This window comes from Streptomyces flavofungini, from assembly GCF_014650815.1.
In the GTDB taxonomy this organism is placed as follows: domain Bacteria; phylum Actinomycetota; class Actinomycetes; order Streptomycetales; family Streptomycetaceae; genus Streptomyces; species Streptomyces flavofungini.
Genome location: NZ_BMVR01000005.1, coordinates 420,556 through 445,915, shown reverse-complemented (window position 1 = coordinate 445,915; position 25,360 = coordinate 420,556). Strand labels below are relative to the sequence as shown.

The 25,360-nt window shown below is 72.0% G+C and carries 24 protein-coding genes; 14 read left to right on the top strand and 10 right to left on the bottom strand.

Going from position 1 to position 25,360, the window contains the following annotated elements; translation table 11 throughout:
- Window positions 1-50 precede the first annotated feature (50 nt).
- On the top strand, window positions 51-1,286 hold the full coding sequence (locus tag IE274_RS15410; RefSeq protein ID WP_307821991.1) for a L,D-transpeptidase: 1,236 nt from the start codon (window positions 51-53) through the stop codon (window positions 1,284-1,286).
- A 147-nt stretch (window positions 1,287-1,433) separates the two neighbouring features.
- The gene (locus IE274_RS15405; RefSeq protein WP_190116285.1) at window positions 1,434-2,207 is read left to right on the top strand and encodes a DUF6227 family protein; all 774 of its coding nucleotides are present in this window, start codon (window positions 1,434-1,436) and stop codon (window positions 2,205-2,207) included.
- 70 nt (window positions 2,208-2,277) lie between these two features.
- On the opposite strand, the gene IE274_RS15400 is transcribed toward IE274_RS15405, so the two are convergent.
- The 6 genes from IE274_RS15400 to IE274_RS15375 form a co-directional block, all read right to left on the bottom strand.
- A complete protein-coding gene (locus IE274_RS15400) occupies window positions 2,278-2,529 on the bottom strand; it encodes a hypothetical protein (RefSeq protein ID WP_190116284.1) in 252 nt (83 codons plus the stop codon).
- Between the two features lie 114 nt (window positions 2,530-2,643).
- Complete coding sequence (locus IE274_RS15395; protein ID WP_190116283.1) at window positions 2,644-3,126, bottom strand: hypothetical protein; 483 nt, start codon at window positions 3,124-3,126, stop codon at window positions 2,644-2,646.
- Window positions 3,127-3,214: 88 nt separating this feature from the next.
- Window positions 3,215-5,275: a PTS fructose transporter subunit IIABC gene (locus tag IE274_RS15390; protein ID WP_190116282.1), complete on the bottom strand. Its 2,061-nt coding sequence runs from the start codon at window positions 5,273-5,275 to the stop codon at window positions 3,215-3,217.
- A gap of 123 nt (window positions 5,276-5,398) precedes the next feature.
- On the bottom strand, window positions 5,399-6,346 hold the full coding sequence (gene pfkB / locus IE274_RS15385) for a 1-phosphofructokinase (protein WP_190116281.1): 948 nt from the start codon (window positions 6,344-6,346) through the stop codon (window positions 5,399-5,401).
- A 587-nt stretch (window positions 6,347-6,933) separates the two neighbouring features.
- Complete coding sequence (locus IE274_RS15380) at window positions 6,934-7,695, bottom strand: DeoR/GlpR family DNA-binding transcription regulator (RefSeq protein WP_190116280.1); 762 nt, start codon at window positions 7,693-7,695, stop codon at window positions 6,934-6,936.
- A 230-nt stretch (window positions 7,696-7,925) separates the two neighbouring features.
- Window positions 7,926-9,494, bottom strand: a complete 1,569-nt coding sequence (locus tag IE274_RS15375) for an MFS transporter (RefSeq protein ID WP_229909558.1) — start codon at window positions 9,492-9,494, stop codon at window positions 7,926-7,928.
- A 156-nt stretch (window positions 9,495-9,650) separates the two neighbouring features.
- On the opposite strand from IE274_RS15375, the gene IE274_RS15370 reads away from it, so the two are divergent.
- Window positions 9,651-10,625 (top strand): helix-turn-helix transcriptional regulator, encoded by a 975-nt coding sequence (locus IE274_RS15370; RefSeq protein ID WP_190116279.1) that lies wholly within the window; start codon window positions 9,651-9,653, stop codon window positions 10,623-10,625.
- A 147-nt stretch (window positions 10,626-10,772) separates the two neighbouring features.
- Here the strand turns inward: IE274_RS15370 and IE274_RS15365 are convergent, their stop codons facing one another.
- Window positions 10,773-11,801, bottom strand: a complete 1,029-nt coding sequence (locus tag IE274_RS15365) for a sigma-70 family RNA polymerase sigma factor (protein ID WP_190116278.1) — start codon at window positions 11,799-11,801, stop codon at window positions 10,773-10,775.
- Between the two features lie 214 nt (window positions 11,802-12,015).
- Here IE274_RS15365 and IE274_RS15360 point away from each other — a divergent pair, with 214 nt between their 5' ends.
- From IE274_RS15360 to IE274_RS15350, 3 genes are all read left to right on the top strand, one after another.
- On the top strand, window positions 12,016-12,543 hold the full coding sequence (locus tag IE274_RS15360; RefSeq protein ID WP_190116277.1) for a GNAT family N-acetyltransferase: 528 nt from the start codon (window positions 12,016-12,018) through the stop codon (window positions 12,541-12,543).
- Between the two features lie 48 nt (window positions 12,544-12,591).
- Complete coding sequence (locus tag IE274_RS15355) at window positions 12,592-13,737, top strand: questin oxidase family protein (RefSeq protein ID WP_190116276.1); 1,146 nt, start codon at window positions 12,592-12,594, stop codon at window positions 13,735-13,737.
- 115 nt (window positions 13,738-13,852) lie between these two features.
- The gene (locus tag IE274_RS15350) at window positions 13,853-14,380 is read left to right on the top strand and encodes a MarR family winged helix-turn-helix transcriptional regulator (protein WP_190116275.1); all 528 of its coding nucleotides are present in this window, start codon (window positions 13,853-13,855) and stop codon (window positions 14,378-14,380) included.
- A gap of 45 nt (window positions 14,381-14,425) precedes the next feature.
- Here the strand turns inward: IE274_RS15350 and IE274_RS15345 are convergent, their stop codons facing one another.
- Together IE274_RS15345 and IE274_RS15340 are read right to left on the bottom strand one after the other, a co-directional pair.
- Complete coding sequence (locus IE274_RS15345; protein WP_190116274.1) at window positions 14,426-15,955, bottom strand: MFS transporter; 1,530 nt, start codon at window positions 15,953-15,955, stop codon at window positions 14,426-14,428.
- Between the two features lie 98 nt (window positions 15,956-16,053).
- Window positions 16,054-16,770, bottom strand: a complete 717-nt coding sequence (locus IE274_RS15340) for a TetR/AcrR family transcriptional regulator (protein WP_190116273.1) — start codon at window positions 16,768-16,770, stop codon at window positions 16,054-16,056.
- Window positions 16,771-17,186: 416 nt separating this feature from the next.
- Here IE274_RS15340 and IE274_RS15335 point away from each other — a divergent pair, with 416 nt between their 5' ends.
- The 5 genes from IE274_RS15335 to IE274_RS15315 all read left to right on the top strand — a co-directional run bounded on the left by IE274_RS15335 (window position 17,187) and on the right by IE274_RS15315 (window position 21,607).
- Window positions 17,187-18,518: a M6 family metalloprotease domain-containing protein gene (locus IE274_RS15335; protein ID WP_190116272.1), complete on the top strand. Its 1,332-nt coding sequence runs from the start codon at window positions 17,187-17,189 to the stop codon at window positions 18,516-18,518.
- A gap of 182 nt (window positions 18,519-18,700) precedes the next feature.
- Window positions 18,701-19,171: a hypothetical protein gene (locus IE274_RS15330; protein ID WP_190116271.1), complete on the top strand. Its 471-nt coding sequence runs from the start codon at window positions 18,701-18,703 to the stop codon at window positions 19,169-19,171.
- A gap of 22 nt (window positions 19,172-19,193) precedes the next feature.
- Window positions 19,194-20,546 carry a hypothetical protein gene (locus IE274_RS15325; RefSeq protein ID WP_190116270.1) on the top strand — a complete coding sequence of 451 codons (1,353 nt, stop codon included), beginning with the start codon at window positions 19,194-19,196 and terminating at the stop codon, window positions 20,544-20,546.
- A 59-nt stretch (window positions 20,547-20,605) separates the two neighbouring features.
- A complete protein-coding gene (locus tag IE274_RS15320; protein ID WP_190116269.1) occupies window positions 20,606-21,091 on the top strand; it encodes a hypothetical protein in 486 nt (161 codons plus the stop codon).
- A 9-nt stretch (window positions 21,092-21,100) separates the two neighbouring features.
- Window positions 21,101-21,607 (top strand): hypothetical protein, encoded by a 507-nt coding sequence (locus IE274_RS15315; protein ID WP_190116268.1) that lies wholly within the window; start codon window positions 21,101-21,103, stop codon window positions 21,605-21,607.
- 35 nt (window positions 21,608-21,642) lie between these two features.
- On the opposite strand, the gene rho is transcribed toward IE274_RS15315, so the two are convergent.
- Window positions 21,643-22,869, bottom strand: coding sequence for a transcription termination factor Rho (gene rho, locus IE274_RS15310; protein WP_190116267.1), 1,227 nt, complete (start codon window positions 22,867-22,869; stop codon window positions 21,643-21,645).
- 398 nt (window positions 22,870-23,267) lie between these two features.
- Between rho and IE274_RS15305 the strand changes: the two genes are divergently transcribed.
- The 3 genes from IE274_RS15305 to IE274_RS15295 all read left to right on the top strand — a co-directional run bounded on the left by IE274_RS15305 (window position 23,268) and on the right by IE274_RS15295 (window position 25,358).
- Window positions 23,268-23,558 (top strand): hypothetical protein, encoded by a 291-nt coding sequence (locus tag IE274_RS15305; protein WP_190116266.1) that lies wholly within the window; start codon window positions 23,268-23,270, stop codon window positions 23,556-23,558.
- Between the two features lie 296 nt (window positions 23,559-23,854).
- Window positions 23,855-24,670 carry an SDR family NAD(P)-dependent oxidoreductase gene (locus tag IE274_RS15300; RefSeq protein ID WP_190116265.1) on the top strand — a complete coding sequence of 272 codons (816 nt, stop codon included), beginning with the start codon at window positions 23,855-23,857 and terminating at the stop codon, window positions 24,668-24,670.
- A gap of 160 nt (window positions 24,671-24,830) precedes the next feature.
- Window positions 24,831-25,358 (top strand): GNAT family N-acetyltransferase, encoded by a 528-nt coding sequence (locus IE274_RS15295; protein WP_190116264.1) that lies wholly within the window; start codon window positions 24,831-24,833, stop codon window positions 25,356-25,358.
- Window positions 25,359-25,360: the final 2 nt, after the last annotated feature.

The following is a 25,360-nucleotide window of genomic DNA, read 5'->3' as shown; positions in this document are numbered from 1 at the left end:
CGGGGCTCTCTTTACCCGTACTGGACCAGACGACGCACTTGGAGCAGCTCGTGACAACGCCGGACACAGCAGCGCAGCAGCCTCAGCCCCGTCGCCGTCGGCGGGTACTGCTGGCGACAGCGGCGCTCGCGGCCGTCGGCGCGCTGACCCTCTCGGCCTGCGGCGGCGACGCCGATGCCAAGGGCGACAAGAAGTCGGACACGTCGAAGGACGCGTCCGGCGCGCGCATCGCCATCTCGTCCAAGGACGGCGCGACCGACGCCTCGATCAACGCCACCGGGGTGAAGGTCAAGGACGGCAAGCTCACGGACGTGAAGATGACGGACGTGACGTCCGGCTCGGCCGTCGAGGGCTCCATATCCGCCGACGGCGGCACCTGGAAGCCGAAGGCGCAGCTGGAGCGCGGGACGAAGTACAAGGTCACCGCGAACGCCAAGGACTCCGACGGGCGCCCGGCCACGGAGAACGCCACGTTCACGACGGTGTCGAACGCCAACAGCTTCATCGGCTCGTACACGCCCGACGGCGGCACCACGGTCGGCGCGGGCATGCCGGTGTCCTTCACCTTCGACAAGGCGATCACCGACAAGAAGGCCGTGCAGTCGCACATCACGGTCAGCTCCAGCAGCGGCCAGAAGGTCGTCGGCCACTGGTTCGGCAACCAGCGCCTGGACTTCCGACCGCAGGAGTACTGGAAGTCCGGCTCCAAGGTGACGATGAAGATCGAGCTGGACGGCGTGAAGGGCGCGGCGAACGCGACCGGCGTGCAGGACAAGACGGTCACGTTCACCGTCGGTCGCGCCCAGGTCTCCACCGTCGACGTGAAGGCGCGGACCATGACGGTCGAGCGCGACGGCAAGGTCGTCAAGACCATCCCGATCTCCGCGGGCAGCCCCGAGAACCCCACGTACAACGGGCAGATGGTGATCTCGGAGAAGTTCACGCAGACGCGGATGAACGGCTCGACGGTCGGCTTCGGCGGCGAGTACGACATCAAGGACGTACCGCACGCCATGCGTCTTTCGACGTCCGGCACCTTCATCCACGGCAACTACTGGAGCTCCCCCTCCATCTTCGGCAGCGCCAACACCAGCCACGGCTGCGTCGGCCTCCGTGACGTCCAGGGCGCGCAGGGCGACACCGTCGCCAAGTGGTTCTTCGACAACTCCCTCGTCGGGGACGTCGTGACGGTCAAGGGCTCGCCGGACAAGACGATCTCCCCGGACAACGGCCTGAACGGTTGGAACATGTCCTGGAGCGAGTGGACGGCGGGCAGCGCCGCCTGATTTCACGCGTCAACGAGCCGAGCCGCACGGGAACTTGCCGTGCGGCTCGATCGTTTTCCCGTTCCCGGACATGATGTCGGACCCAGGGGCTACGGTATGCACGCACAAGGTGACATGCAGCAACGCCGGAAGCATCCGGGAGTATCCGTGAGCGTTCCGTACGAGACAGCGTACGAACCACCTGAGTCGTCCGAGCCTGCCTCCCCCGAGGAGCACCTCGAGCGACTGCTCAGCCGCGCCCTGAACTCCTTCGACCTGCCGGACGAGGCCATACGGCGCCTGGAGCGGGCGTTGGCGTACGACAGTTCGCTGCACTCCGCGCACCACAGCGCGGGCCTGCACCGCGAGACGTACCGCCACACCTGGCTGCTCGCCGACGGTCAGGCGCTCACCCTCTGGGAGTTGGCGCACAACACAGGCCCCGGCAGCCACGCGCAGTACGAGCTGTATCTGGACGAGGAGGAGGCAGGGGTCGCGACCGCCCGCCTGCCGCTCCCGCCGGACACCCCCGCGAGCGACCTGCCCGTCGTCCTGCAGGCCGCCCCGCCGCACGAGCCCCGGCACACGTACGTGCCGGACGACTCCGCCGACCACGCCCGCAGACTGCTGCGCCGCGCGGAGAACCCGGCGGGCCCGGACCGGCCCGGCGACGACACGGCGAGACTGCTGCGCTCGGCGTTCGCCCACCAGATCACGCAGGCCTTCGGCCGCACCGGCCTCAGCGGCGAGACCCGGCTCGGCTTCTCGCTGTACGAGCACGCGTTCCTGCTGTTCGACGGCTCCGAGGTCAGCCTCTGGGAGGTCGAGCACACGGCGACGTCCGACGGCCGGCACATGTGCGAGGTGTACACCAGCGAGCGCGCGGCGCGGTCGGCGATGACGCGCCGGGCGCGGTCGCATCCGGCGACCAGGTCCCGCTAGGTCCACCAGGGCCGCGGGCGCCGCTAGGTCCACCAGGGCCGCGACGCCGCGCCGACCCATCGGACCGGCCCTAGGCCCGGCCGCGGCCGAATTGGCGTATCAGACCGGCGAACGCGGCGCGCTCGTCCGGGGTCAGCTCGACGGACTCCGCGCGCGGCGGTCCCGACTGGACCGGCAGCGAGCCGAGCGATGGGCTGCTCGGAGTCGCGAGTTCGGCCGCACGGCGGCGCTGCACGTGCAGGAACGTGACGGCCCAGATCGCGGTCACCGCGGCGAGCAGGGCCACGCCTGTCTGCTGAACGATCGATGCACCCTGGAACATGCCGCTCAGTAGACAACAGCGGCCGGATCTACAACAGAGGCGTTAATGGGCCTTTGGTCCTGAAGTGACGCATCTCGCACTTGTCAGTCACCTCGTGCACCTCGTACCGAACCGTCAGTTGCCACCCACGTCTTCGTCCCGGTTCTCCGGGGAGGCTTCCCGCTCTCCGGAGAGGAAACCCGCCATCCGGACACAGATCGCGGGCAGTTCGGGTGCCTCACGGGCCCAGTCCTCGGTGTCGACGCCCGCGAGGACGCAGCTCGCCCACAGGGTGGCGAGGAGCCGGGCGGCCAGGTCCGCGCAGGCCGGACCGGCGTCGGGGGCGCTGTGCCGGATGACGTCGGTGGCGTGCTCGATCAGGTTCGGTTCCAGGATCCAGCGGATGCCCGTGCCGGTCTCGATGAGGAAGCCGGAGTAGACCGCGAGGAAGACGCGCGCCGCCTCGGTGTCGGTCGCCAGTCCGGCCTGTGCCTGCTCGGTGAGTTGGCCGACCATGTCGAGCAGGCCTTTGAGGTGACTCTGCTGAAGGTGGCTCACATTGGCCCCCGCCAGGTGCCCGTACCCGGGTTCGAACCGCAGTACCAGCAGTATGCCCACGCGTGGGGCGTACGGGAACGTGTGAAGGGCCCGCCGATACGGACAGGCCCTTCACACCCCGCTCACACCCCGCTCGCGCCGCGCCAGCTCAGGCGGCCACCGGCACCCGGGCCTCGTCCGCCGCCGCAGCCACCGTGCCGCCGTCACCGGCCGGGTCCGCCGTCCGGCGCGCCCCCTTCAGGAGGACGACCACCACGGTCGACACACAGATGCCCGCGGCGATCGCGACCAGGTACAGCAGCGGCTGCCCGATCAGCGGGACCACGAAGACGCCGCCGTGCGGGGCGCGCAGCGTGCAGCCGAACGCCATCGACAGGGCACCGGTGACCGCGCCGCCCGCCATCGACGCGGGGATGACCCGCAGCGGGTCGGCGGCGGCGAACGGAATCGCGCCCTCCGTGATGAAGGAGGCGCCGAGGAACCAGGCCGCCTTGCCGTTCTCCCGCTCGGTCCTGGTGAAGAGCCGCCCTCGTACGGTGGTCGCGAGAGCCATCGCGAGGGGCGGGACCATGCCCGCCGCCATCACCGCGGCCATCACCTTCAGCGAGCCGTCCGTCGGGTGGGTGAGGCCGCCCACCGCGAAGGCGTACGCCACCTTGTTGAGCGGGCCGCCGAGGTCGAAGCACATCATCAGGCCGAGGACGATGCCGAGGACGATCGCGTTCGCGCCGCTCAGGCCCTCCAGCCAGTCCGTCAGCGCGCGCTGCAGCGAGGCGATGGGCTTGCCCACGACGAGGAACATCAGGAAGCCGACGACCGCCGCGGAGATCAGCGGGATCACCACCACCGGCATGATGCCGCGCAGCACCGTCGGGATGCGGACCCGTTGGATCCCCAGGACCACCGCGCCCGCGAGCAGGCCCGCGGCCAGGCCGCCGAGGAAGCCCGCGTCGATCGTGACGGCCACCGAGCCGCCTACGAATCCCGGTACGAGGCCCGGGCGGTCGGCCATGCCGTACGCGATGTAGCCCGCCAGGACCGGGACCAGGAAGGCGAAGGCGAGGCCGCCGATCTGGAAGAGGAGGGCCGCCCAGCTGGTGTGGTCCGTCCAGATGAAGTGGTCCGCCACGGATGGGGCCTTGTCGATCTTCCAGCCGCCGATGGCGAAGCCCAGGGCTATGAGGAGGCCACCGGCCGCCACGAAGGGGACCATGTAGCTGACACCCGACATCAGCCACTTGCGTAGCTTTGTACCGTAACTGTCGGTGCTGTCGCCCGCGTTGTCGACGGGGGTCGGGGCGGTGGGGGTCGTCACCTCGCCTCGGGCCGCCTTTCGCCTTGCCTCGGCGAGGAGTTCCGCGGGGCGGTTGATGGCTGCCTTCACGCCTACGTCGACGGTGGGCTTGCCCGCGAAGCGGTCCTTGTCCCGCACGGGGACGTCGTGGGCGAAGACGACTGCGTCGGCGGCTTCGATTGCCTCGGGGGCGAGGCGGGTGAAGCCTGCGGAGCCCTGGGTTTCCACGGTCAGCTCCACGCCCTCAGCGCGGGCCGCGTTCTCCAGGGACTCTGCTGCCATGTAGGTATGGGCGATGCCCGTGGGGCAGGAGGTGACCGCGACCATCCGGAACGGCCGGGCCGGGGCCGGGGGCGACTTCTCCGCGTGGGAGTCCAGTGAGCCGGAACCGGGGGCTGTGCCCACAGCGGGAACGGGAGCAGCGGGGGTGCCGTCGGCCGCGGTGGGCGCCGCGTCGGGGGTGGCTTCGTCGCCGCGGATCAGGGCTGCTGCCGACTCCGCGTCGGGGACGGCCCGCAGCGCGGCGGTGAAGTCCGGGTCCATCAACTGGCGGGCCAGTGACGACAGGATGGTCAGGTGGGCGTCGTCTGCGCCTGCGGGGGCCGCGATGAGGAAGATCAGGTCCGCCGGGCCGTCGGGGGCGCCGAAGTCGATGCCGGTGGTCGAGCGGCCGAACGCCAGGGTGGGTTCCGTCACGTGGACGCTGCGGCAGTGCGGGATGCCGATGCCGCCGTCGAGGCCGGTCGGCATCTGGGCCTCGCGGGCCGCCACATCGGCGAGGAACCCGTCGAGGTCGGTCACGCGGCCGAGGGTCACCATGCGCGTGGCGAGGGCGCGGGCCGCCGCCTCCTTGGTGTCGGCGGATCGGTCGAGGTCGAGGTCGACCAGGTCGGCGGTGATCATTTCACTGCTCATCGCGGGCTCCTTCGCACGCGTATCCCTCGGGATGGGGAAGGGGTGAGGGCGGGGTGAGGATGGGGGGACGGGGGTGGTGACGAGGGTGGGGCGTGGGGACGGGGGGGTGTGCGGTGGACGGGGTTACGCGGCCGGTTCCGTCAAGGGGCGGTCCAGGGGGATTTCCCGGGTGACGGTGACCGTCTCCGGGGTCAGGTCCGACGGGGTGGGCATCGCGCTGCCGGGGAGTTGGACGGCGGCGGCGCCGTGGGCGACGGCCGAGGCGAGGGCGGCGGGGCCGGTACCGCCCGCGATCAGGAAACCGGCCAGGGAGCTGTCGCCCGCGCCGACGTTGCTGCGTACGGCATCGACCTGGGCGGAGCCGAAGTACGTACCGGAGTCGTCGACGAGGAGCTGGCCGTCCGCGCCGAGGCTGGCGAGGACCGCGCGGGCGCCCAGCTCGCGCAGTTCCTCGGCGGCCTTCACGGCGTCGCCGACCGTGGCGAGAGGGCGGCCGACGGCTCCGGCGAGCTCCTCGGCGTTGGGCTTGACGACGTCGGGGCGTTCGGCGAGGGCGGCGAGGAGGGCCGGTCCTGAGGTGTCGAGGGCGATCCGGGCGCCGGCGGCGTGGCATCGGGCGACCAGGTCGGCGTACCAGGAGGGGGCGAGGCCGCGCGGGAGGCTGCCGCAGCAGGCGATCCAGTCGGCGTGCGCGGAGTGGGTGCCGACGGCGTCGAGCAGCGTGGCGCGCTCGGCCGGGGTGAGTTCGGGGCCGGGGGCGTTGATCTTGGTGAGGGTGCCGTCGGGTTCGGCGACGGAGATGTTCGAGCGGGTCTGGCCCGATACGGGGACGGGGGCGACCTCGATGCCCTGCTCGTCGAGGAGCGTGGCGACGAGGGCACCGGGGGCGCCGCCGAGGGGGAGGACGGCGAGGGTGCGGACGCCTGCGGCGGCGACCGCGCGGGAGACGTTCACGCCCTTGCCGCCGGGGTCCATGCGTTCGCCGGTGGCGCGGATGACCTCGCCCCGGTCGAGGGCGGGGACCTCGTAGGTGCGGTCGAGGGAGGGGTTGGGGGTGATGGTGAGGATCATGCGGGTGGTGCCTTCGGGTGCTTGGGGGGTGGCGCCGGGGGCGGGGCCTGGCGCGGCTACGGGGCCGGGTGCGGCTGCGGGGCCGGGTGCGGCTGCGGGGCCGGGTGCGGCTGCGGGGCCGGGTGCGGCTGCGGAGACGGAGCCTTGAGCTGCTGCGGGGGCGGGGCCGGGTACGGCTGCGGGGGCGGGGCCGGGTACGGCTGCGGAGGCAGGGCCGGGTGCGGCTGCGGAGGTGGGGCCTGGCGCGGCTGCGGAGGTGGGGCCGGGTGCGGCTACGGAGGCAGGGCCGGGCGCGGCTACGGAGGCAGGGCCTGGTACGGCTACGGAGGCAGGGCCGGGCGCGGCTACGGAGGCAGGGCCGGGTGCGGCTACGGAGGCAGGGCCGGGCGCGGCTACGGAGGCAGGGCCGGGCGCGGCTACGGAGGCAGGGCCTGGCGCGGCTACGGAGGCAGGGCCTGGCGCGGCTACGGAGGCAGGGCCTGGCGCGGCTACGGAGGCAGGGCCTGGCGCGGCTACGGAGGCAGGGCCTGGCGCGGCTGCGGAGGTGGGGCCTTCCGCTGCGGGCGATGGTGCCGAGTCGGAGGGCCTCATGCGCGTACCACCTCCGTGCCCGCCTTCTCGATCGCGGCCGCGTCGGCCGGCGACAGGCCCGTGTCCGTGATCAGCACGTCCACGTCCGCGAGGTCGCCGAAGCGGGCGAAGTGCTCCTGGCCGTGCTTGGCCGAGTCGGCCAGCAGGACCACCCGGCGGGCCGCGGCGACGGCGGCGCGCTTCACGGCCGCCTCGGCCAGGTCGGGGGTGGTCAGGCCGTGCTCGACGGAGAAGCCGTTGGCGGCGAGGAAGAGGACGTCCGCGCGGATCTCGCCGTAGGCGCGCAGGGACCAGGCGTCCACGGCCGCGCGCGTGCGGTGTCTTACCCGGCCGCCCACCAGGTGGAGCTGGAGGCCCGGGTGGTCGGCCAGGCGGGCCGCCGTCGGGAGGCTGTGGGTGACCGCCGTCAGCTCCGCCTCCAGCGGCAGGGCCGCGGCCAGGCGGGCCACCGTGGAGCCCGCGTCGAGGATGACGCTGCCCTCGGTGGGGAGTTCGGCGAGGGCCGCTCGGGCGATGCGGTCCTTCTCGTCCGCTGCCGTGCTCTCGCGTTCCGCGAGGTCCGGTTCGAAGTCCAGGCGGCCGGCCGGGATGGCGCCGCCGTGCACGCGGCGGAGCAGGCCCGCGCGGTCCAGGGCCTTCAGGTCGCGGCGGATGGTTTCCGCGGTCACCTGGAACTCGGTGGCGAGGGAGAGGACGTCCACGCGGCCTCCCTCTCGGGCGAGCCGCAGGATTTCCTGTTGGCGTTCTGGACCGTACATGGCTGGGGGCCTCCTGCTTTTGCCCGATTGTGTGGGTTCCCTTGGATCGTACGACCCAGACCCCTTGAAGTAAATGTGAACGGACATTCAGCGGGCACATTCGGGCTTCGCCCCTGGGACGGCAGCACGACCGGACGGCGGCCCGACCGGGCGGCGGCCGGGGCCGCGCACGACAGAGCCCCACCCGCCAAGGAGGCGGGTGGGGCTCGGTGCTGCGCAGCGGCGAGGGGTCAGGGGGTCAGAACCGCCTCGCGGGGCTCCTGCTCCTTCGACACCACCATGGCCGCCGAGTCGTCATCGTCGGACGAGTCCGCGCCCTCGATGTGCTGCTTCGGCCGCTTCGGGAGGGTCAGCATCAGCAAGAACATGGCGATGAGGACCGCGGCGACCCACCACAGCGCGTGCTGGAAGCCGTTGACGAACTCGGCCGGGATCCGGTCCGGAGTGACCTTCTCGTCGATGACGCCGTAGAAGACGACGGACACCAGGCCGAGGCCGAACGCGTTGCCCATCTGCTGGACGGTGTTGAGGAGGCCGGACGCCGAACCGGCGTGCTCGCGCGGCACCTCGGAGAGGATCGCGTCCGTCAGGGGCGCCACGATCAGGCCCATGCCGAGGCCCATGACGACCAGCGGAAGCGCCATCTGCCAGGACGCGATGCCGCTGCCGTACCGGTCGGCCTCCCAGATGTAGATGAGGACACCCGCGGCCATGGTCAGCGCGCCCGCCTGAAGGACCTTGCGGCCGAACCTCGGCACCAGTTGCTGCACGGAGAGCCCGGCCGCGACGGACACCGCGATGGAGAAGGGCACTCCCGTGACACCGGCGCGCAGCGCGCTCCAGCCGAGGCCGACCTGCATGTACATCGTCCAGACCAGGAAGAAGATGCCGAGCGTGACGCCGAACACGGTCTGCACGGCGATGCCTCCGGCGAAGCTCTTCACCTTGAACAGCGAGAGCTCGATGAGCGGCGAACCGTCCTTCGCGGTCTTGCGCTTCTCGTACGCCACGAGGGCGCCGAAGACGACGAGCGCACCCGCCATCATCACGTACCCCCAGACCGGCCAGTCCAGCTCACGGCCGCGCGTCAGCGGGTAGAGCAGCATGAGCGCGCCCGCCGTGACCAGGACGACGCCGACCAGGTCCAGCTTGAGGGCCTTGGGCGCCTTGGACTCCTCGATGAACTTGCGGCCGAGGAGCAGGCCCGCGATGCCGACGGGCAGGTTGATGAGGAAGATCGGGCGCCATTCGAGGCCGAAGAGGTTCCACTCCGTCAGGAGCGCGCCGAGCAGCGGCCCGGAGACCGCGCCGAGGCCGACGACCATGCCGAACATGCCGAAGACCTTGCCGCGCTCGTGCGCCGGGAAGGTGGCGTGCACGATCGAGAGGACCTGCGGCACCATCAGCGCGGCCATTCCGCCCTGCAGGATGCGGGACGCCACCAGCATGTCCGGGTTGGCGGCGAAGCCGCAGAGCGCGGAGGCGACGGTGAAGCCGGTGATGCCGATGAGGAATATCTTCTTGCGGCCGTAGATGTCGCCGAGCCGCCCGCCGGTGATCAGGCCCGCGCCGAGCGCGAGCGCGTACCCGGCGGTGATCCACTGGATGTGGCTGAACGAGGCGCCCTCGTCCCGCTGGATGGCCGGGATCGCGATGTTCACGATCGTCACGTCCACCAGGTCCATGAACGCGGCCGTCATGACGATCGCGAGGGCGAACCAGCGGCGCCGGTCCGTCGGGGACCCCGCTGTCGTGGGCTGGAGCCCCGGTGACGTAGAGGTGCTGCTGGAAGAAGTCATGCCGTAAGGCTAGGGGTCATATAGGTCAGGTCATGTCCTAGATATGCGGGATCCTGGGATCAGGTTCGAGATCGGGTACGGGATCGGGGTCAGGCCCGGACGCGGCCCGGTTCGGCGCAGATTCGGGTTCGGCACCACGGTCGCGGGAGGCCCTTCATGAGTACGGACACACCGGCACGGCTGCTCCAGCTCCTCTCCTTGCTGCAGACGCCGCGCGAGTGGCCGGGCGGTGAGCTGGCCGACCGGCTGAGCGTCAGCCGGCGCACGGTGCGGCGGGACGTCGACCGGCTGCGGGAGCTGGGTTATCCGGTGCAGGCGACGCAGGGCGCGAGCGGGGGCTACCGCCTGGTCGCGGGGAAGGCGATGCCGCCGCTCGTCCTCGACGACGAGGAGGCGGTGGCCATCGCGGTGGGCCTGCGGGCCGGGGCCGGGCACGCCGTGGACGGCGTCGAGGAGGCGTCGGTGCGGGCCCTTGCCAAGCTGGAGCAGGTGCTGCCGTCGCGGCTTCGGCACCGGGTGTCCGCGCTCGGCGCCGCGACGATGTCGCTGGCCACCGGGGACGGTGTGCGGATCGCGCCGGAGACGCTGACGGTGATGGCGTCGGCGACGGCCGCGCACGAGCAGTTGCGGTTCGCGTACGAGGCGAAGGACGGGACGCCGTCGCGGCGCCTGACCGAGCCGCACCGGCTCGTGTCGACGGGGCGGCGCTGGTATCTGGTCGCGTACGACCTGGAGCGGCAGGACTGGCGGACGTTCCGGGTGGACCGGGTGTCGGATCCGTTCGCGACGGGGGTGCGGTTCGCCGAGCGGATGCTGCCGGGCGGGAGCGCGGACGCGTACGTACGGCGCAGTGTCCTCGCACGGCGGCAGGAGTCCGCCGCGTACGAGGTCGATGTGGAGTTCCACGCCTCGGCGGACAAGGTCGGCGGCCGCCTCCCCGCGTCCCTCGGCGAGTTGGTCGCCGTCGCCCCCGACCGCTGCCGCCTGCGGGCGACGGTGACCGAACCCGTGGAGTGGGTGGCGGCGCGGCTCATCTGGGTGGAGTGCGATTTCGTCGCGCACGGCCCCGAGGAACTACGCGACCGCGTACGCGAGTTGGGCCGCCGCCTCAGCGCGGCAGCCAGCGACTGATCCAGCCCGTCCGGGGGCCGACCCAGCCCGTCCGGCGATTGAGGACGAGGTGCGAAGCGCCGATATCGGGAACCGGCACCACCGGGAACGGACCGCCGACAGCCGGGGCCCAGGGGGGACGAAGCCCCCCTGCCCGCCCGGCCGGCCTCAGGCCGCCGCGTCGAACCCGGTGTCCCGGGCCAGCTTCTTCAGCTCCATCAGCGCGTGCTTCTCGATCTGCCGGATGCGCTCGCGCGTCAGCCCGTGCTCCTTGCCGACCTCCGTCAGCGTCCGCTCCCGGCCGTCCACGATGCCGTACCGCATCTTGATGATGGAGGCAGTGCGCTGGTCGAGGCGGCCGATGAGGTCGTCCAGCTCCTCGCTGCGCAGCAGCGTGAGGACGGACTGCTCGGGGGAGACGGCGGAGGTGTCCTCCAGGAGGTCACCGAACTGGGTGTCGCCCTCGTCGTCCACCGGCATGTTCAGCGAGACCGGGTCGCGGGCCCAGTCGAGCACGTCGACCACGCGCTCGGGCGTGGACGCCAGCTCGGCGGCGATCTCCGCGGGCTCCGGCTCGCGGCCGTGCTCGCGGTTGAACTCGCGCTGCACGCGCCGGATCCGGCCCAGCTCCTCCACCAGGTGCACGGGCAGCCGGATGGTGCGCGACTGGTCGGCTATGGAGCGGGTGATGGCCTGGCGGATCCACCAGGTCGCGTACGTGGAGAACTTGAAGCCCTTGGCGTAGTCGAACTTCTCGACGGCGCGGACCAGGCCCGCGTTGCCCTCCTGGATGAGGTCGAGGAGGGGCAGGCCGCTGCGCGGATAGCGCCGGGCCACGGCCACCACCAGGCGGAGGTTCGAGCGGATGAAGACGTCCTTGGCGCGGTCGCCGTCGGCGACGAGGGCTTCGAGCTCCGCGCGCGACGCGGTCACGGCGGAGGCTTCCAGATCGCCCTCCTCGGTGCCGCGCCCCACCACACCGTCCAGTATCTGCCGGGCATAGACGCCTGCCTCGATGATCTGGGACAGCTCGACCTCCTTGGCGGCGTCGAGCAGGGGGGTGCGTGCGATCTCGTCGAGATACATGCCGACCAGGTCGCGGTCGGCGATCTCGCCGCCTACGGCGCGAACACTGCGTGCCGCGTCGGTCCTGCCGGTGGTGGCGGACTTACGACGGGCGACGGCACGGGTTGCCATGCGTGCTCCCTTGCGTGGTTGTCACTGGTCGGTCCGTCAGGGACCGGTGGTCCTGAAGGTCCGGGCCCGGGGGCCGGGCCTGTGGTGGACGGCACACCTTCCCAGGTGCTCTGCATCCGATGGAAACAACGACTGGAATCCGGACAGAATTCCCAAGCCGCCCGTCCTTTTTTGTGATCATGCAGTACCCTGTGCGGCCACGTGAGGAGGCCCATTGCCACCGGGACGTACAGAGGTGCAGGTCAGGCCGGGAGTCGAGGCCGATCTCGCACCCCTGACAGCCATCTACAACCACTACGTACGTGAGACCGCCGTCACATTCGACACGGTCCCTTTCCTGCCGGAAGAGCGCCGCCCTTGGCTGCTCTCCCACCCAGAAGACGGCCCGCACCGCCTGATGGTTGCGCAGCGGGACAAACCCGGCATTCTCGGGTACGCGACCTCCAGCGCCCTGCGCCCCAAGCCCGCGTACTCGACCTCCGTCGAGGTCAGCGTCTACCTCGCCCCGGACGCGGGCGGCCAGGGCATCGGCACCCTCCTGTACGAGGCGCTGCTCGGCGCCCTCGCCGACGAGGACCTGCACCGCGCGTACGCGGGCATCACGCTGCCCAACGAGGCCTCGGTGCGGCTGCACGAACGCTTCGGATTCCGGCACATCGGTACGTACGCGGAGGTCGGCAGGAAGTTTCAGCGGTACTGGGACGTGGCCTGGTACGAGCTGCCCCTCGGACCAGGGGCCTAGTCCCCCGGACCGTTACGGCCGCGCGCGACGGCGCCTTAGCGTGCGCCCATGACCGACACCAGCGGCAGCAGCCACCCCGGCCGGACCACCGACACCGGCGCGACCGGCGACAGCGGCATCCTCGACGAAGCCCTCCAGCGCCTGCACGCCTGTGGCCCCGAGCGGCTCGGGCGGCTCACCAACCACGCCCCGATGGCCGTCGAGGCCCTGGTGCGGGGCGGCCAGGCCCGCTCCGTGCACCGCTGGCTCGACTACTACCGCGCCAAGCTGGAGGACATGCCCGCCCGCGGCACCCCGGTCACGGACGCCGACTGGCGGGCCGCCCTGGGCGACCCCCGCCGCGCCGCCGACTGGATCGAGTACTTCGGGCGCGCCCTCGCCGAGAAGCCCTGGCGCGAGGTGCTCGCCGCCTGGTGGCCGGTGTTCCTGCCGGGCATCGCGGGCGGCTCCACGCACCCGGTGATCCGCGTCGGTCACGCCGTACGCACCCTCCTCGGCCCCGGCGGCGAGACCCCTCCCCGCGTCGCCGAACTGGCCCACGGCCTCGGCTACTGGGCCGCACGGCACAGCCCGCTGCCCGCCCGCACCCCCGTCGCCGTACCGCCGTCCACGACCGCCGCGGCCGCCCTGGACGCGGTGGCGCTGATCCCCGTGCGGGACGGCTCGTTCCCGGCCCGCGTCGCCCAGGTCAGCTCGGTCCCGACGTGGCCCGCGGGCCCGGGCGCCACCGGCACCGGCCCCACCGGCGCGGGCTCCGCCGACGCGAGCCCCCACCCCGGCGAGGACCCGGAATCCGCCCGCGCCCTCCTCACCGACCTCGTCACCGCCGCCGTGCACCGCTTCGCCTCCCACGGCCACGGCGAGCCGATCATGCTCGTGCACGCCGCGACCGCCCCCAACGCCGTCCTGCGCGCCCTGCCCGCGCTCCCCCGCGAGCTGTGGCCCGCCTCCCTGGCGGCGTCCTGGGCGGCGAGCGCGGCGGTCGTCGCGGCCTACTCGCCGACGGCCCCGCAGACGTACCGCGAGGCGGACGCGGAAGCCGGGCGCAGCACCTTCGACGAGGTGTTCGCGCGGGCCGCCGCGCACGGCGACGACCACACGATCAAGTTCGCGGACACCGCCCTGGACGTGGGCGACCGCACGGCGCGGGCCGCCGCGCTGCGGGCCGTGCGGCTCAACCCGCCCACGCTCTGAACGCGTTGGCGCGCCGCCCCACACGGCGGGTGGCGCGCCCGCTCGCCCGTCCCGTCGGCGCGTCCGCGCGGACACCGCTCCGGGGGACACAGAAAGGCCTCGTACAGTGGGATACATGGACACGCCATGCACCGCGACAGCGGACGCCGCGGATGCCGCCGAGCCGCGCTGGCTCGATGACGGGGAACAGCGCACCTGGCTGGCCTACATACACGCCTCCACGCTCCTGGAGGACTTCCTCGACCGGCAGCTCCAGCGGGACGCGGGCATGCCGCACGTCTACTACGGCCTGCTGGTGCAGCTGTCCGCGGCGCCGCGGCGGCGGCTGCGCATGACCGAGCTGGCGAAGAGCTCGAAGATCACCCGGTCCCGGCTCTCACACGCGATCGCCCGCCTGGAGAAGAGCGGCTGGGTGCGGCGCGAGGACTGCGCGACGGACAAGCGCGGGCAGTTCGCGATCCTCACGGACGAGGGCTTCGAGGTGCTGCGCCAGACCGCGCCGGGGCATGTGCACGCGGTGCGTCAGGCCCTCTTCGACCGGCTCAGCCCGGAACAGCAGAAGTCCCTCGGCGAGATCATGAGGATCGTCGCCGAGGGACTCCAGCCGAAGGACGTGGGGGCGGACCTGCCCTGGCTCCGCTAGGGAGCCGGTGTCCTCCTCGCGGCCCGCCCCGTCATCCGGGTGCCGTCAGTGCGCCACCACCGGGATCCGCACCTCGTCCTCGACGCCCTCGCCGTCGCCGGACGCCGCCGAGGAGCCGTCGTCGGCACCGGTGTTGACCAGGACGAAGGCGATCGCCGACGCCACCACGAGGATGCCGACCGCCCACCAGATGGCGGTGGTGTAGCCCTCCACCATGGACTGGGCGGCGAGCAGCTTCTGCGCCGCCGGGGTGGTGGCGGAGGCCGCGTGGTCGGTGAGGTACGCGGTGGTCGCGGAGGCCGCGATGGTGTTCAGGAGGGCCGTGCCGATGGCGCCGCCGACCTGCTGCGAGGTGTTGACCATCGCGGAGGCGACACCGGCGTCACGCGGCTCGACACCGTGCGTGGCCAGGGACATGGCGGGCATGAACGCCGTACCCATGCCGAGGCCCAGCATCAGCTGCGCGGGCAGGATCAGACCGGCGTACGAGGTGTCGACCTCCAGCTGGGTCAGGAGCAGCATGCCGACGGCGGCGAGCAGGAAGCCCGGACCCATCAGCAGGCGCGGCGCGACGCGGGTCATCAGGCGGGTGCCGATCTGCGTCGAACCCACGATCATGCCGATGATCATCGGCAGGAACGCGAAGCCGGTCTTGACCGGCGAGAAGCCCTTGACGATCTGCAGGTAGTACGTGAGGAACAGGAACAGGCCGAACATCGCGATGATCGCGAGGCCGAGGGAGAGGTAGACGCCGCCCCGGTTGCGCTCGGTCAGGACGCGCAGCGGGAGCAGCGGCGACTTGACCTTGGACTCGGTGACGACGAACGCGGCGAGCAGCACGACGGAGGCGACGAACATGGTCATGGTCACGGCGTCGGTCCAGCCGTCGGACTCGGCGCGTGTGAAGCCGTAGACGAGCGCGACCAGACCGAGGGTGGACAGGACCACGCCGGGGATGTCGAGCGGCGAGCGGTTACGGCCCTCGGAGGGCTCACGGACCACGAAGTACGCACCGGCGGCGGCGATGATCGCGAACGGGATGTTCACGAAGAACGTCCAGCGCCAGTTCAGGTACTCGGTGAGGAAGCCGCCGAGGATCAGGCCGACGGCGCCACCGCCACCGGCGATCGCACCGTAGATGCCGAACGCCTTGGCGCGCTCCTTGGCCTCGGTGAACATCACCGCGATCAGCGAGAGGGCGGCGGGCGCGAGCAGCGCGCCGAACAGGCCCTGCAGGGCGCGGGCGCCGAGCATCATGGCCTCGCCGGTCGCGGCGCCGCCGAGGGCGGAGGCCGCGGCGAAGCCGATGAGGCCGGTCACGAAGGTGCGCTTACGGCCCCACAGGTCGGATATGCGGCCGCCGAACAGGAGCAGACCACCGAAGGCGAGGGCATAGGCAGTGATGACCCACTGCTTGTTGCCCTCGGATATGCCGAGGTCCTCCTGGGCGGACGGCAGCGCGATGTTCACGATGGTCGCGTCGAGCACCACCATGAGCTGCGCGATCGCGATGAAGGCGAGCGCCTTCCAGCGCATCGGGTCGGGAGCGGGTGAGGTGACGGGTGATTGAGACATGCGTGGGTCCACCTAGGAAGACAAAGAGGTGATTACGGGAGATACGAGACACTCGATGGGCGTGCGAGCGCATGGGCCTCTGGTCGTGAGGTCGGGTCCTACTTTTGACCCAGGCCCTCCTCGCTGATGCGCGGCTGCCGCTGCCGCCGCTGGTCGTGGTCGCGGCGCAGCTCCTCCAACGTCGCGGCGTGCCCCGGGAGTTCGGAGCGCGCCGGCGCCATCAAGCCGTCCAGGAACAGCTGCAGATGGCGGTGGACGAACTGATCGAAGTCCACCAGGCAGCCGGCGCCGGGCAGCGGCCTGGTCAGTTGGGAGAGGGCGACCATCAGATCCCCGACGGCGATGTCGGTACGCAGCTGCCCGACGGCGCGGCCTCGCGCCATCAGCCCTTCGACGGCGTCTTCGAGCCGGACACGGGCGGCGTGCAGATCGGGATGGTCGGGGTCGATGGCCTCGGAGAGGATCGGACAGAGGGCGCCGATGCGCTCGTCCACCGCGGCGTGGACGAAGACCCGCAGCGCCTCGAAGGCGGCCTCGGGGTCGGCCTCGGCGGTCGCGGTCGCCTCGTCGGCCTGGGCCGTGATGCGGTCGGTGACCGACAGGACGACGTGGTGCACGAGTTCGCCGCGGTCGGGGAAGTGGCGGTACACCGTGGCGTTGCCGACACCCGCGCGGCGCGCGATCTCGTCGAGCGGCACGTCGGGCCCCTGCTCGACGAACATCTCGCGGGCGGCGGTGACGATCCGCTCCCGGTTGCGCAGGGCGTCGGCCCGCGGACGGGTGACACGGCGCTGCGCGGCGGTGGCGGTTTCCACGGCGAACACTCCCCTAAGCGGTCAAAGGCCTCAGGCTCGCAGGGTCCGCGGTGGCGGGTCCAACGATTTTCCCGGTGGGAGAACTGAGGTGTGCGATCCGGGGAGTGGATCCCCGTTTCACACGGACACCCGTCTAAACGGGGAGACGATCCCCGGTTATTTCCCGCCTCGCATGTGACCCGCGTCACATCTCCCTGACCTGGTAAGCCCCCTCACCCCAGCCACCGCCCGCACCCGCGCACCCGCGCCCCTCCCAATGGCCCAACCCCTCAGCGAGACCGCCCCGCGCACCCCCTCCCACCGGCAGAAACCCACGATCGGTCGCGCTCAGCGAGCGCCCGCGCACACCCCGGCACAGGGTGATCGAACAGGGTGCAGCCAGGACCGGCGGCTGCCGCGGAGTGGAGGGCTCACGCATGCAGCAGCCGACCCGGAAGCCCATAGCCCGCCCCCGCCCGCGTACCCGGGCGGCCCGCACGGCCCGGCGGATCCCGCCGCGCACGGCGGCGCTGGCCGGGCTCACGGCTCTCGCCCTCGCGGTCACCGCGTCGGCGAGCACCGGGCGACTGATGGCCGAGACGCCCTCGGCCGCGGGCTCCACGGCGCAGGCCCGGCCGACCGCGCTCGGCCCGTGCATGATCAGCGGGGCCCTCGGGGTGCAGATGCCCGAGGGCATCCCCACGGGCCCCGGCTACGCCCGCTCCACCGGCACGGTCCGGGCCCTGAACCTGATGATCGACTTCTCCGACGCCCCCGGCGAGGGCTCCGCGCTCGACCGGCTCGGGGAGTTCTTCCCGCAGACCACGGACTGGTTCCGCACCAGCTCCTACGGCCGCGTGGACTACCGCGCGGAGGCGCCCGTCCAGGACTGGCTGCGGATGCCCAAGCCCTTCAAGAAGTACGGGATAGAGCGCGGCGCCCCCTTCGACCCCGGCTACCGGGAGCTGGTCGACGACATCGTGGCGGCGGCCGACCCGGACGTGGACTTCTCGGCGTACGACCTGGCGAACATCCTCGTCACCCCGAACGCGGGCCCCTCCGCCCTGGACACCGTCCTGTCGGTGACGTTCGCGGGCAACCACGAGGCACCCGTCGCCGACGGCGTGCCGGTCTCCAACGCGTCCTTCGTCTACAGCCGCCAGGACGACGGCTCCGGCAGCTACGACCAGACCGGCTACCGCGTCCTCCCGCACGAGAACGGCCACGTCTTCGGCCTGCCCGACCTGTACACGCAGGACGGCGGGGGCTCGGTCGGCCACTGGGACATCATGAGCGAGGACTGGGGCGCCAACAACGACCTGCTGGCCTGGCACAAGTGGAAGCTCGGCTGGCTCGACGACACCCAGGTCAACTGCGCCGCGTCCCGCGGCACCACGGAACACCTCCTCAGCCCCCTCGCCGCCGACGGCGGCACGAAACTCGCCTTCGTCCCCCTCACCAAGAAGACCGGCTACGCCGTCGAGGTCCGCACCCGCGCCGGCAACGACGAAGCCGTCTGCCGCCCCGGCGTCCTCGTCTACCGCGTGGACGCCGACGTCGACACCGGCCACGGCCCCGTCACGGTCTCCGACGCCACCCGGGACAGCGGCGGCTGCACCCGCACCCCCAACGTCCACGCCGAACTCTCGGACGCCCCCTACACCCCCGGCGAAACCTTCACGGACCGGGCGTCGGGAGTACGCATCACGGTCGCGGGGGCGGACCTGGACGGGAATTACCGGGTGCACATCACGCGCACGGCCGACTGACCTCGTCAGCCGCTCCTGAAGCCCTCGCACCGAGAATCGGCTGCCGAGAAGCCGCCTGGCACATACTTCTCACCCAACTCCCTAGTTTGCACAGGGGAATTGAAGTTACTCTGGCACCGGACACGCACGTCTCTCACACAGCCACGACCAGGCGGAGGCGTGCACAGCCGACGGGGGTGCACATGAGCTCTGAGAACGACACGGCCCAGCGCATGCAACTGGCCCAGACGGATCCGGCGTGGGGCGGTGCCGGGGAGACGTCACTGGCGAGTTCGGCGACGGACAAGAAGCGCGCGGTCCGGTTCATGGAGAACCGACTGCTGCCGGACACGAAGGCCGCCGGACGGATGGCCGAGGGCGGCGGCCAGGTGCACGCGCCACTGGCCGGTCCGGGCTCCCCGCAGGGCGGCATGGGGAAGCCCGACACGGGACTGAGCGGCGGCCTGTCGAGCTGGGCCACGTACAAGGGGCTCTCCGACGCCATGGCGGTGTGGCAGGGCCAGACCTCGGCGCTGCTCGGACGTCTGCACCAGGAGATGAACGGGCTGCGCGGCGCGAAGAACGCCCTGCACTCCCCGGACGCCGACATCGGCTTTCAGGTCGCGGGCATCGGTGTGCTGCGACGCCCGGCCAGCGCGTTCGACCGCATGTGACGTCCTGGGGGGGGAACGGACCGTGGGACTGACCTATCAGGACGTGATGACCGCCGATCTCTCGCCGCTGTCGGACGTGTCCGACGCCTGGCGGAAGATGGGCGACCGATTCGGCGAACTCAAGGACGACTACGAGAAGTTGGTGCCGAGGGCGCTGGCCAACGGCAAGTGGGAGGGTGAGGCCTTCCGCGCCCACCAGAAGACGGCAACGGCGACCGGGTTCGAGTACGCGGCAGCCCGACAGGAGGCGTTGGCCCTCGCCGGCCTCCTCAAGCAGGCGCACATCAAGCTGACCGGACTGCAGAAGTCCCTGCGGGACCTGGTCGGCGACGCCGAGGCGAAGGACTTCAAGGTCGACAGCTCGGGCAGAGCCACCTACGTCGGCCTCGACAAACCCTCGCCGGACGGCAGCGCCGACAACGACCCCGACTACGCCGCCGTGACGGCCAAGGCCCGCAGCGCGGCGCAGGAGTGGACCGAGCGGATCGCCGACGCGGTACGGGCCGTGGACGACGCCGACCAGAGCGTGCGCCGCGCCCTGACACGCGCGGCGGGCGGCGACCCCGCGAAGCGCGGCGGCGCCATCGGCTTCAACCCCTACGCCGACGGGAACCTGGACAAGCCCTGCGTCGCCCCCGCGGGCGGTGCCTCGTCGGACGGCACTTCGTGGCAGGCCGAGGGTGGTGTCGTCCTCACCGGGCCCGGCACCGACTACGCGCTCAGCGGGCCGGGCTACGGCAGGCAGGGCATGCTCAAGCTGGCGGCCGACGGATTCCACGTGACCGCGGACGGAAAGCTGACCGACGGCCACCGGACGTTCTCCGGTATCGCGGACGTCTATGGCGGGGCCAGGGTCACGGGGGGCCTCGACATCAGCGATACCGGAGTCAGCCTCAACGGCGAAGCGTCCGCCGGGGTACGAGGCATGGCCGAAGGGCGGGCGGAGGCTGGGAACTTCGGCGTCTACGGCCGGGGGACCGGGTTCGCCGGGGCCGAGGCTTCGGGCGACGCGAAGATGGACCTCACGCAAGGGTTCGAGTTTGGGGGAAAGCTCTTCGCCGGGGCGAAATACGGTGCCGCCGCGGGTGCCGACGTCGGCGGCATCGGCGTAGGCGTCACATACGAGGACTGGAAGGCCGTCGGCGTGGAGGGCAAGCTGATCTCCAGAGGCGAGGACGGAAAGTACCACCTTGGCGTCAAGGGTGGCGTCGGCCTCGGGCCCGCCGGTCTCGGCCTGGGTCTGGAGTTCACGGTGGAGCCGGGCAAGGTGGTGGACACCGCCAAGGACGCGGCCGGAGCGCTCGGGGACGGAGCCGGGAAGGTCAAGGACATCGCGGGCGGGGTCACGGACGGGCTACGCAGCCTGCGGCCCTGAGCCTGGTCCGATGCGGCGGCCCCGCACGCACTCCCCCACGCCACGGAAGCGAGAACTCCATGTCCAGCCACCCCATACCCGTGCCCCTTGAACTGCGGCTCCCGGAGAGCTGGCAGGCGGCGCCCCCGGAACTGGTGGGCGTCCCGGACGCCGCCTTCGTCGCGGTCCACGCGCATCCGGACGACGGTTTCACCGCCAACGTGACCGTCGACAGCGCGTACCGGCCGGACGCCGCGACCCTGGCCGAGCTCGGTGACGAGTCAGTGGCAGACCTGAGCGCGGTCGCCGAGTCGCTGGACGTCACGAGCCGCCACGAGATCGGCTCCGCCGCGGCCCCCGGCCTTACGCAGACACTGGCCCTCACGACCGTCGTGAACGGCGTGCGCCGCGAGCTCACGCAGTCCCAGGTGTATCTGTCCCTCCTTGACGTCCACGCCCCGGCCCGCCGCATGGTGGTCCGGCTGATCCTGACCGCCACCACGGCCCAGCACGACGACGTCCTGGAGGACTTCCGGGACATCGTGGCCACGGTGCGGCCCAACTAGGTTGCTCCCATGGGTATCTTCAGCCGCTTCGAACGCGTCACGCATCCACCCGACGACATCGCACCGCCCTGCACACCGGAGGAGGTCATCGAGGCGCTGCTCGACCTCAACGGACCCGACGCCCCCTGGACCGTGCGCGACGGAGACCCGGAGGAGGGCGCCGACCTGGTGGCGGACTGGCACTGCACGGATCCTGTCTGGCGCAAGTACTTCCACTCGGCCACAGAGGACTCGGTCCTGCAGACGCGGATGCGCCTGATGCCGGACGAGTGCCAAGTCCGCTCCCTCGACTACCAATGGCAGCTGCCGGCCACCTCGATGTCGCGCAGCGTGTACACCTCGGGTCGAGGACAGCTCCGGTGGGCGTCCGTCTCCTGGTCGAGAGAGCTCGGACCAGACGGAAAGCGCCGCATCAAGAAGAAGGTCGAGTACGACACCGCGGACCTGAAGAACCACCTGCGGGACACGGTGCTCGACATGGGCTGGTCCTGGCGGGCCAGGTTCTCGAAGCTGTGACCGCGCCGCGCTCCGCACCTCGTGCGCCCCGGGCCTCACGCCGCCACGGCCGCCGACGGCACCGTCTCGCGGACCTGGCGTAGGAACACCGCGTTGCTGGGCGTCTTGCGCAGATGGCCGAGCAGGGCCTCCACGCCGTCCGGGCCTTCTCGGCGGTCCAGTGCGCGGCGCAGGCCCCGTACCGCGGCCAGCTCAGCCGCCGGTACGAGGAGTTCCTCGCGGCGTGTGCCGGAAGGCTTGACGTCGACGGCCGGGAAGACGCGGCGGTCGGCGAGGGCGCGGTTGAGGCGGAGTTCCATGTTGCCGGTGGACTTGAGTTCTTCGAAGTAGTAGTCGTCGGCGCGGGAGCCGGTTTCGACGAGGGCGGTGGCGAGGATGGTGAGGGAGCCGCCCTCCTCGGCGAGGCGGGCGGCGCCGAAGAGGCGCTTGGGGCCCTGGACGGAGCCCGCGTCGACGCCGCCGCTGAGGGTGCGGCCGCCGGACGCGGCGGAGTTGTTGTAGGCGCGGCACAGGCGGGTCAGCGAGTCGAAGAGCATCACGACGTCGCGGCCCTCCTCGACGAGGCGCTTGGCGCGTTCGACGGCGAGTTCGGCGAGGGCGATGTGGGTCTTCGGGGCCTTGTCGAAGGTGGACGCGAGCACTTCGCCGCGTACGGAGCGCCGCATCTCGGTGACTTCCTCGGGGCGTTCGTCGAGGAGGACGACCATGAGGTGGCACTCGGGGTGGTTCTCGGCGACGGCGGCGGCGAGCTGCTGGAGCAGGACGGTCTTGCCGGTGCGCGGCGGCGCGACGATCAGGCCGCGCTGGCCCTTGCCGACGGGCGCGACGAGGTCGACGACACGGGTCGCGACGGAGCCGCGGGTGCCGCCGACGCTGTCGGGGCCGCCCGGCAGCTCCAGGCGCAGCCGCTCGCGCGGGTGCAGCGGGGTGAGGTCGGCGAACTTCGGCCGGGCGCCGGGGGCTTGGGGCGCGCGGCCGTTGACGCGAGCGACGTCGGTGAGCACGCGCGGCTTCTCGCCGCAGGTGCCCTCGACGAAGTCGCCGGTGCGCAGGCCGAATCGGCGGATGAGGGCGGCCGGGACGATCGGGTCGGCCGGGCCGGGGAGGCAACCGGCCACGCGGAGGTGCCCGTTGGGGGCGCTGCGGCCGGTGCTGTCGGGGTCGGTGCCGCTGCGGTCGGGGCCCTTGCGGGCGCTGCCGTTGCGGTCGGTTCCGGTGCGGGCGATGTCCAGGACACCGCTGTGGAGGATTTGGCTGGTCATGAGTGTGGGTCCTTTCGCGGACATGCGAATGAAGGGGCCCGGCCCGGCGGCGAGTTCACGCCGGGGACAGCGGGCGGTGCGGCGGCTGCGCGGCCGACGGAACGTGGGCCGCGAGCGAGCCGTGAAGTACGAGGAGCCCGGTACGGGTGGAGCCGAGGAGATCAACCAGAGGCGGAGATCAACCAGAGGAACGACACCCGAATCGGGGAAGAGAAGCACCGGCGCCCAGAGAGGGCGTACACACGTGCTCATCGCACCGTAGCACACCGACGGCGCGAACGGCGCAATCCACCTGGGATCTTGAGCCTCCGCACGCCTGTGACGCTGCGTGCGTGATCCAGTACGTTGAGTACTCATGAGGGGCGCGGACAGCGGCCCGGCAGGCAGGAGGCACGCCCATGCGTCGTATCGCGCCGACCCTCGGTTCCCTGGTCACGGCGGGAATGCTGGCCTTCGCCGCCCCCGGCTCGGCTGTCGCCGCGAGCGGCACGCTCTTCCTCGACGACACGGCGTACGAGAACCCCAGCGGCTGCTACCCCGCCCCCGCCAGCCCGCTCCGGATCACCAACCGCACGAACGAGCCCGCCGCCGTCTTCGCCCTGCCGAACTGCACCGGCCTGGTCATCGCGGTCGTCGAGTCGGGCCAGAAGCTGGACTCCCCGGCCGGGGTCAGCGTCCTCATCCGCTGACGCCGACGCCCCGCCCCGCCCCGCCCCGGAATCCGTACGACCCCCCGAATCCGTAAGACCCCCACCCCCCCGAACCGCGTCGGCCGATGCCCCTGAGCGCGTCGGCCGGCGCCTGGACGGCCCGTCCCACAGCTGACCGCCCCGCCCGACTGCGCCCCCCCACGGGCAGCCGGGCGGGGGTGGGCGCGGGCGGCGGGAGGGTCGCACGCGGTACAGGAAATCCGCGTGCGACCCTGGCTGCCGGGGCCCACCGCGCCCCCGACCAGCACCCGAGGGACGTGGAGGGCCGAACACCCATGACGGACAGCCGAGTTGTCATCGTCACCGGCGGCGGAACGGGCATCGGCGCCGCCACCGCCCGCCAGTTGCGCGCCGCCGGGCACCGCGTGGTCGTCTCCGGCCGCCGTCCCGAGCCGCTGCACCTGATCGCCGAGGAGACCGGCGCCCTCGCCCACCCCTCCGACGCCGCCGACCCGGACGCGGTCGCGGAACTCGTCGCGGTCACCACCCGGACGTACGGCCGCCTCGACGGCCTCGTCCTGAACGCGGGCACCGGCCGCCCAGGAGCCGTCGGCGACATCACCCCAGAGGACTGGGCCACCGTCATGGCCACCAACCTCACGGGCCCCTTCCTCCTCCTGCGCGCCGCGCTCCCGCACCTCCTCGAAGCCCGCGGCTCCGTGGTCGCGGTGGCGTCCGTCGCCGCCCTGCGCAACGGCGTCGGCAACGCCGCGTACGCCACCTCCAAGGCCGCCCTCCTCCAGCTCACCCGCTCCCTCGCCGTCGACTACGGAGCCCGCGGCCTGCGGGCCAACTCGGTCTGCCCGAGCTGGGTGCGTACGGAGATGGCGGACTGGCGGATGGGCCGCTTCGCCCAGGACGCGGGCCTCGGCGAGGGCCCCGAAGCGGTCGACGCGGCCTACGACGAGGCCACCCGCCTCACCCCCGCGGCCCGCCCCGGCCGCCCCGAGGAGGTGGCCGAGGCGATCTCCTGGCTGCTGTCCCCGGCGGCGTCGTACGTGAACGGCGCGAGCCTGACGGTCGACGGCGGCGTGACGGCGCTGGATCCCGGGACGGCGGCGTTCAAGTTCCACCTGGAGCCACGCGGCTAGGGCTGTCCGAGCCCGCGCGGGGCGGAACCAGCGCGCACCCGGGACACCCCAGCCCGCCCGAGGGACAAACCATCCCACAAACCCCCATCCCCGCAAGAGACTCAACAACTCAGGCCGATCGCCCTGCCGTTACGCCCCCGCCCCGCCGTACCGTTCTCCCATGCCCGAACTCCAGCGCCTGCGCCCCGACCACGCCCCGGCCCTGCTCGCCTTCGAACGGGAGAACCGCGCGTACTTCGCCGCGTCGGTACCGGACCGCGGCGACGCCTACTTCGCCGAGTTCGACGCACGGCACGCGGCACTCCTGGCCGAGCAGGAGACCGGGGCCTGCCACTTCCACGTGCTCGTGGGCGGCGACGGCGAGATCTTCGGGCGGGTCAACCTCGTGGACGTGGCGGACGGCGCGGCCGAACTCGGCTACCGCATCGCCGAGAAGGCCGCCCGCCAGGGCCTCGCCACGTCCGCCGTGGAGAAGGTGTGCGCCCTCGCGGCCACCGAGTACGGCCTGACGTCCCTGCGCGCCTCGACGACCCTCGACAACCCCGGCTCCGAAGCCGTCCTCGCCCGCTGCGGCTTCGTCCCGGCGGGCGAGACCGAGCTCGACGGCCGCCCCGGGATCACGTACACCCGGGACCTGACGGGCCGCGCCCGGACAGGGGCCGTGTCCGGGCGACGGTACACCGCGTAGGG

Bases quoted from the DNA above. Each gene is read 5' to 3' on its own strand.
- rho (WP_190116267.1), bottom strand. From the start codon at position 22,869: ATGACCAGCCAAATCCTCCACAGCGGTGTCCTGGACATCGCCCGCACC.
- IE274_RS15400 (WP_190116284.1), bottom strand. From the start codon at position 2,529: ATGTTCCAGGGTGCATCGATCGTTCAGCAGACAGGCGTGGCCCTGCTC.
- IE274_RS15300 (WP_190116265.1), top strand. From the start codon at position 23,855: ATGACGGACAGCCGAGTTGTCATCGTCACCGGCGGCGGAACGGGCATC.
- IE274_RS15370 (WP_190116279.1), top strand. From the start codon at position 9,651: ATGAGTACGGACACACCGGCACGGCTGCTCCAGCTCCTCTCCTTGCTG.
- IE274_RS15390 (WP_190116282.1), bottom strand. From the start codon at position 5,275: ATGAGCAGTGAAATGATCACCGCCGACCTGGTCGACCTCGACCTCGAC.
- IE274_RS15355 (WP_190116276.1), top strand. From the start codon at position 12,592: ATGACCGACACCAGCGGCAGCAGCCACCCCGGCCGGACCACCGACACC.
- IE274_RS15350 (WP_190116275.1), top strand. From the start codon at position 13,853: ATGGACACGCCATGCACCGCGACAGCGGACGCCGCGGATGCCGCCGAG.
- IE274_RS15330 (WP_190116271.1), top strand. From the start codon at position 18,701: ATGAGCTCTGAGAACGACACGGCCCAGCGCATGCAACTGGCCCAGACG.
- IE274_RS15375 (WP_229909558.1), bottom strand. From the start codon at position 9,494: ATGACTTCTTCCAGCAGCACCTCTACGTCACCGGGGCTCCAGCCCACG.
- IE274_RS15345 (WP_190116274.1), bottom strand. From the start codon at position 15,955: ATGTCTCAATCACCCGTCACCTCACCCGCTCCCGACCCGATGCGCTGG.
- IE274_RS15295 (WP_190116264.1), top strand. From the start codon at position 24,831: ATGCCCGAACTCCAGCGCCTGCGCCCCGACCACGCCCCGGCCCTGCTC.
- pfkB (WP_190116281.1), bottom strand. From the start codon at position 6,346: ATGATCCTCACCATCACCCCCAACCCCTCCCTCGACCGCACCTACGAG.
- IE274_RS15320 (WP_190116269.1), top strand. From the start codon at position 20,606: ATGTCCAGCCACCCCATACCCGTGCCCCTTGAACTGCGGCTCCCGGAG.
- IE274_RS15335 (WP_190116272.1), top strand. From the start codon at position 17,187: ATGCAGCAGCCGACCCGGAAGCCCATAGCCCGCCCCCGCCCGCGTACC.
- IE274_RS15365 (WP_190116278.1), bottom strand. From the start codon at position 11,801: ATGGCAACCCGTGCCGTCGCCCGTCGTAAGTCCGCCACCACCGGCAGG.
- IE274_RS15305 (WP_190116266.1), top strand. From the start codon at position 23,268: ATGCGTCGTATCGCGCCGACCCTCGGTTCCCTGGTCACGGCGGGAATG.
- IE274_RS15380 (WP_190116280.1), bottom strand. From the start codon at position 7,695: ATGTACGGTCCAGAACGCCAACAGGAAATCCTGCGGCTCGCCCGAGAG.
- IE274_RS15315 (WP_190116268.1), top strand. From the start codon at position 21,101: ATGGGTATCTTCAGCCGCTTCGAACGCGTCACGCATCCACCCGACGAC.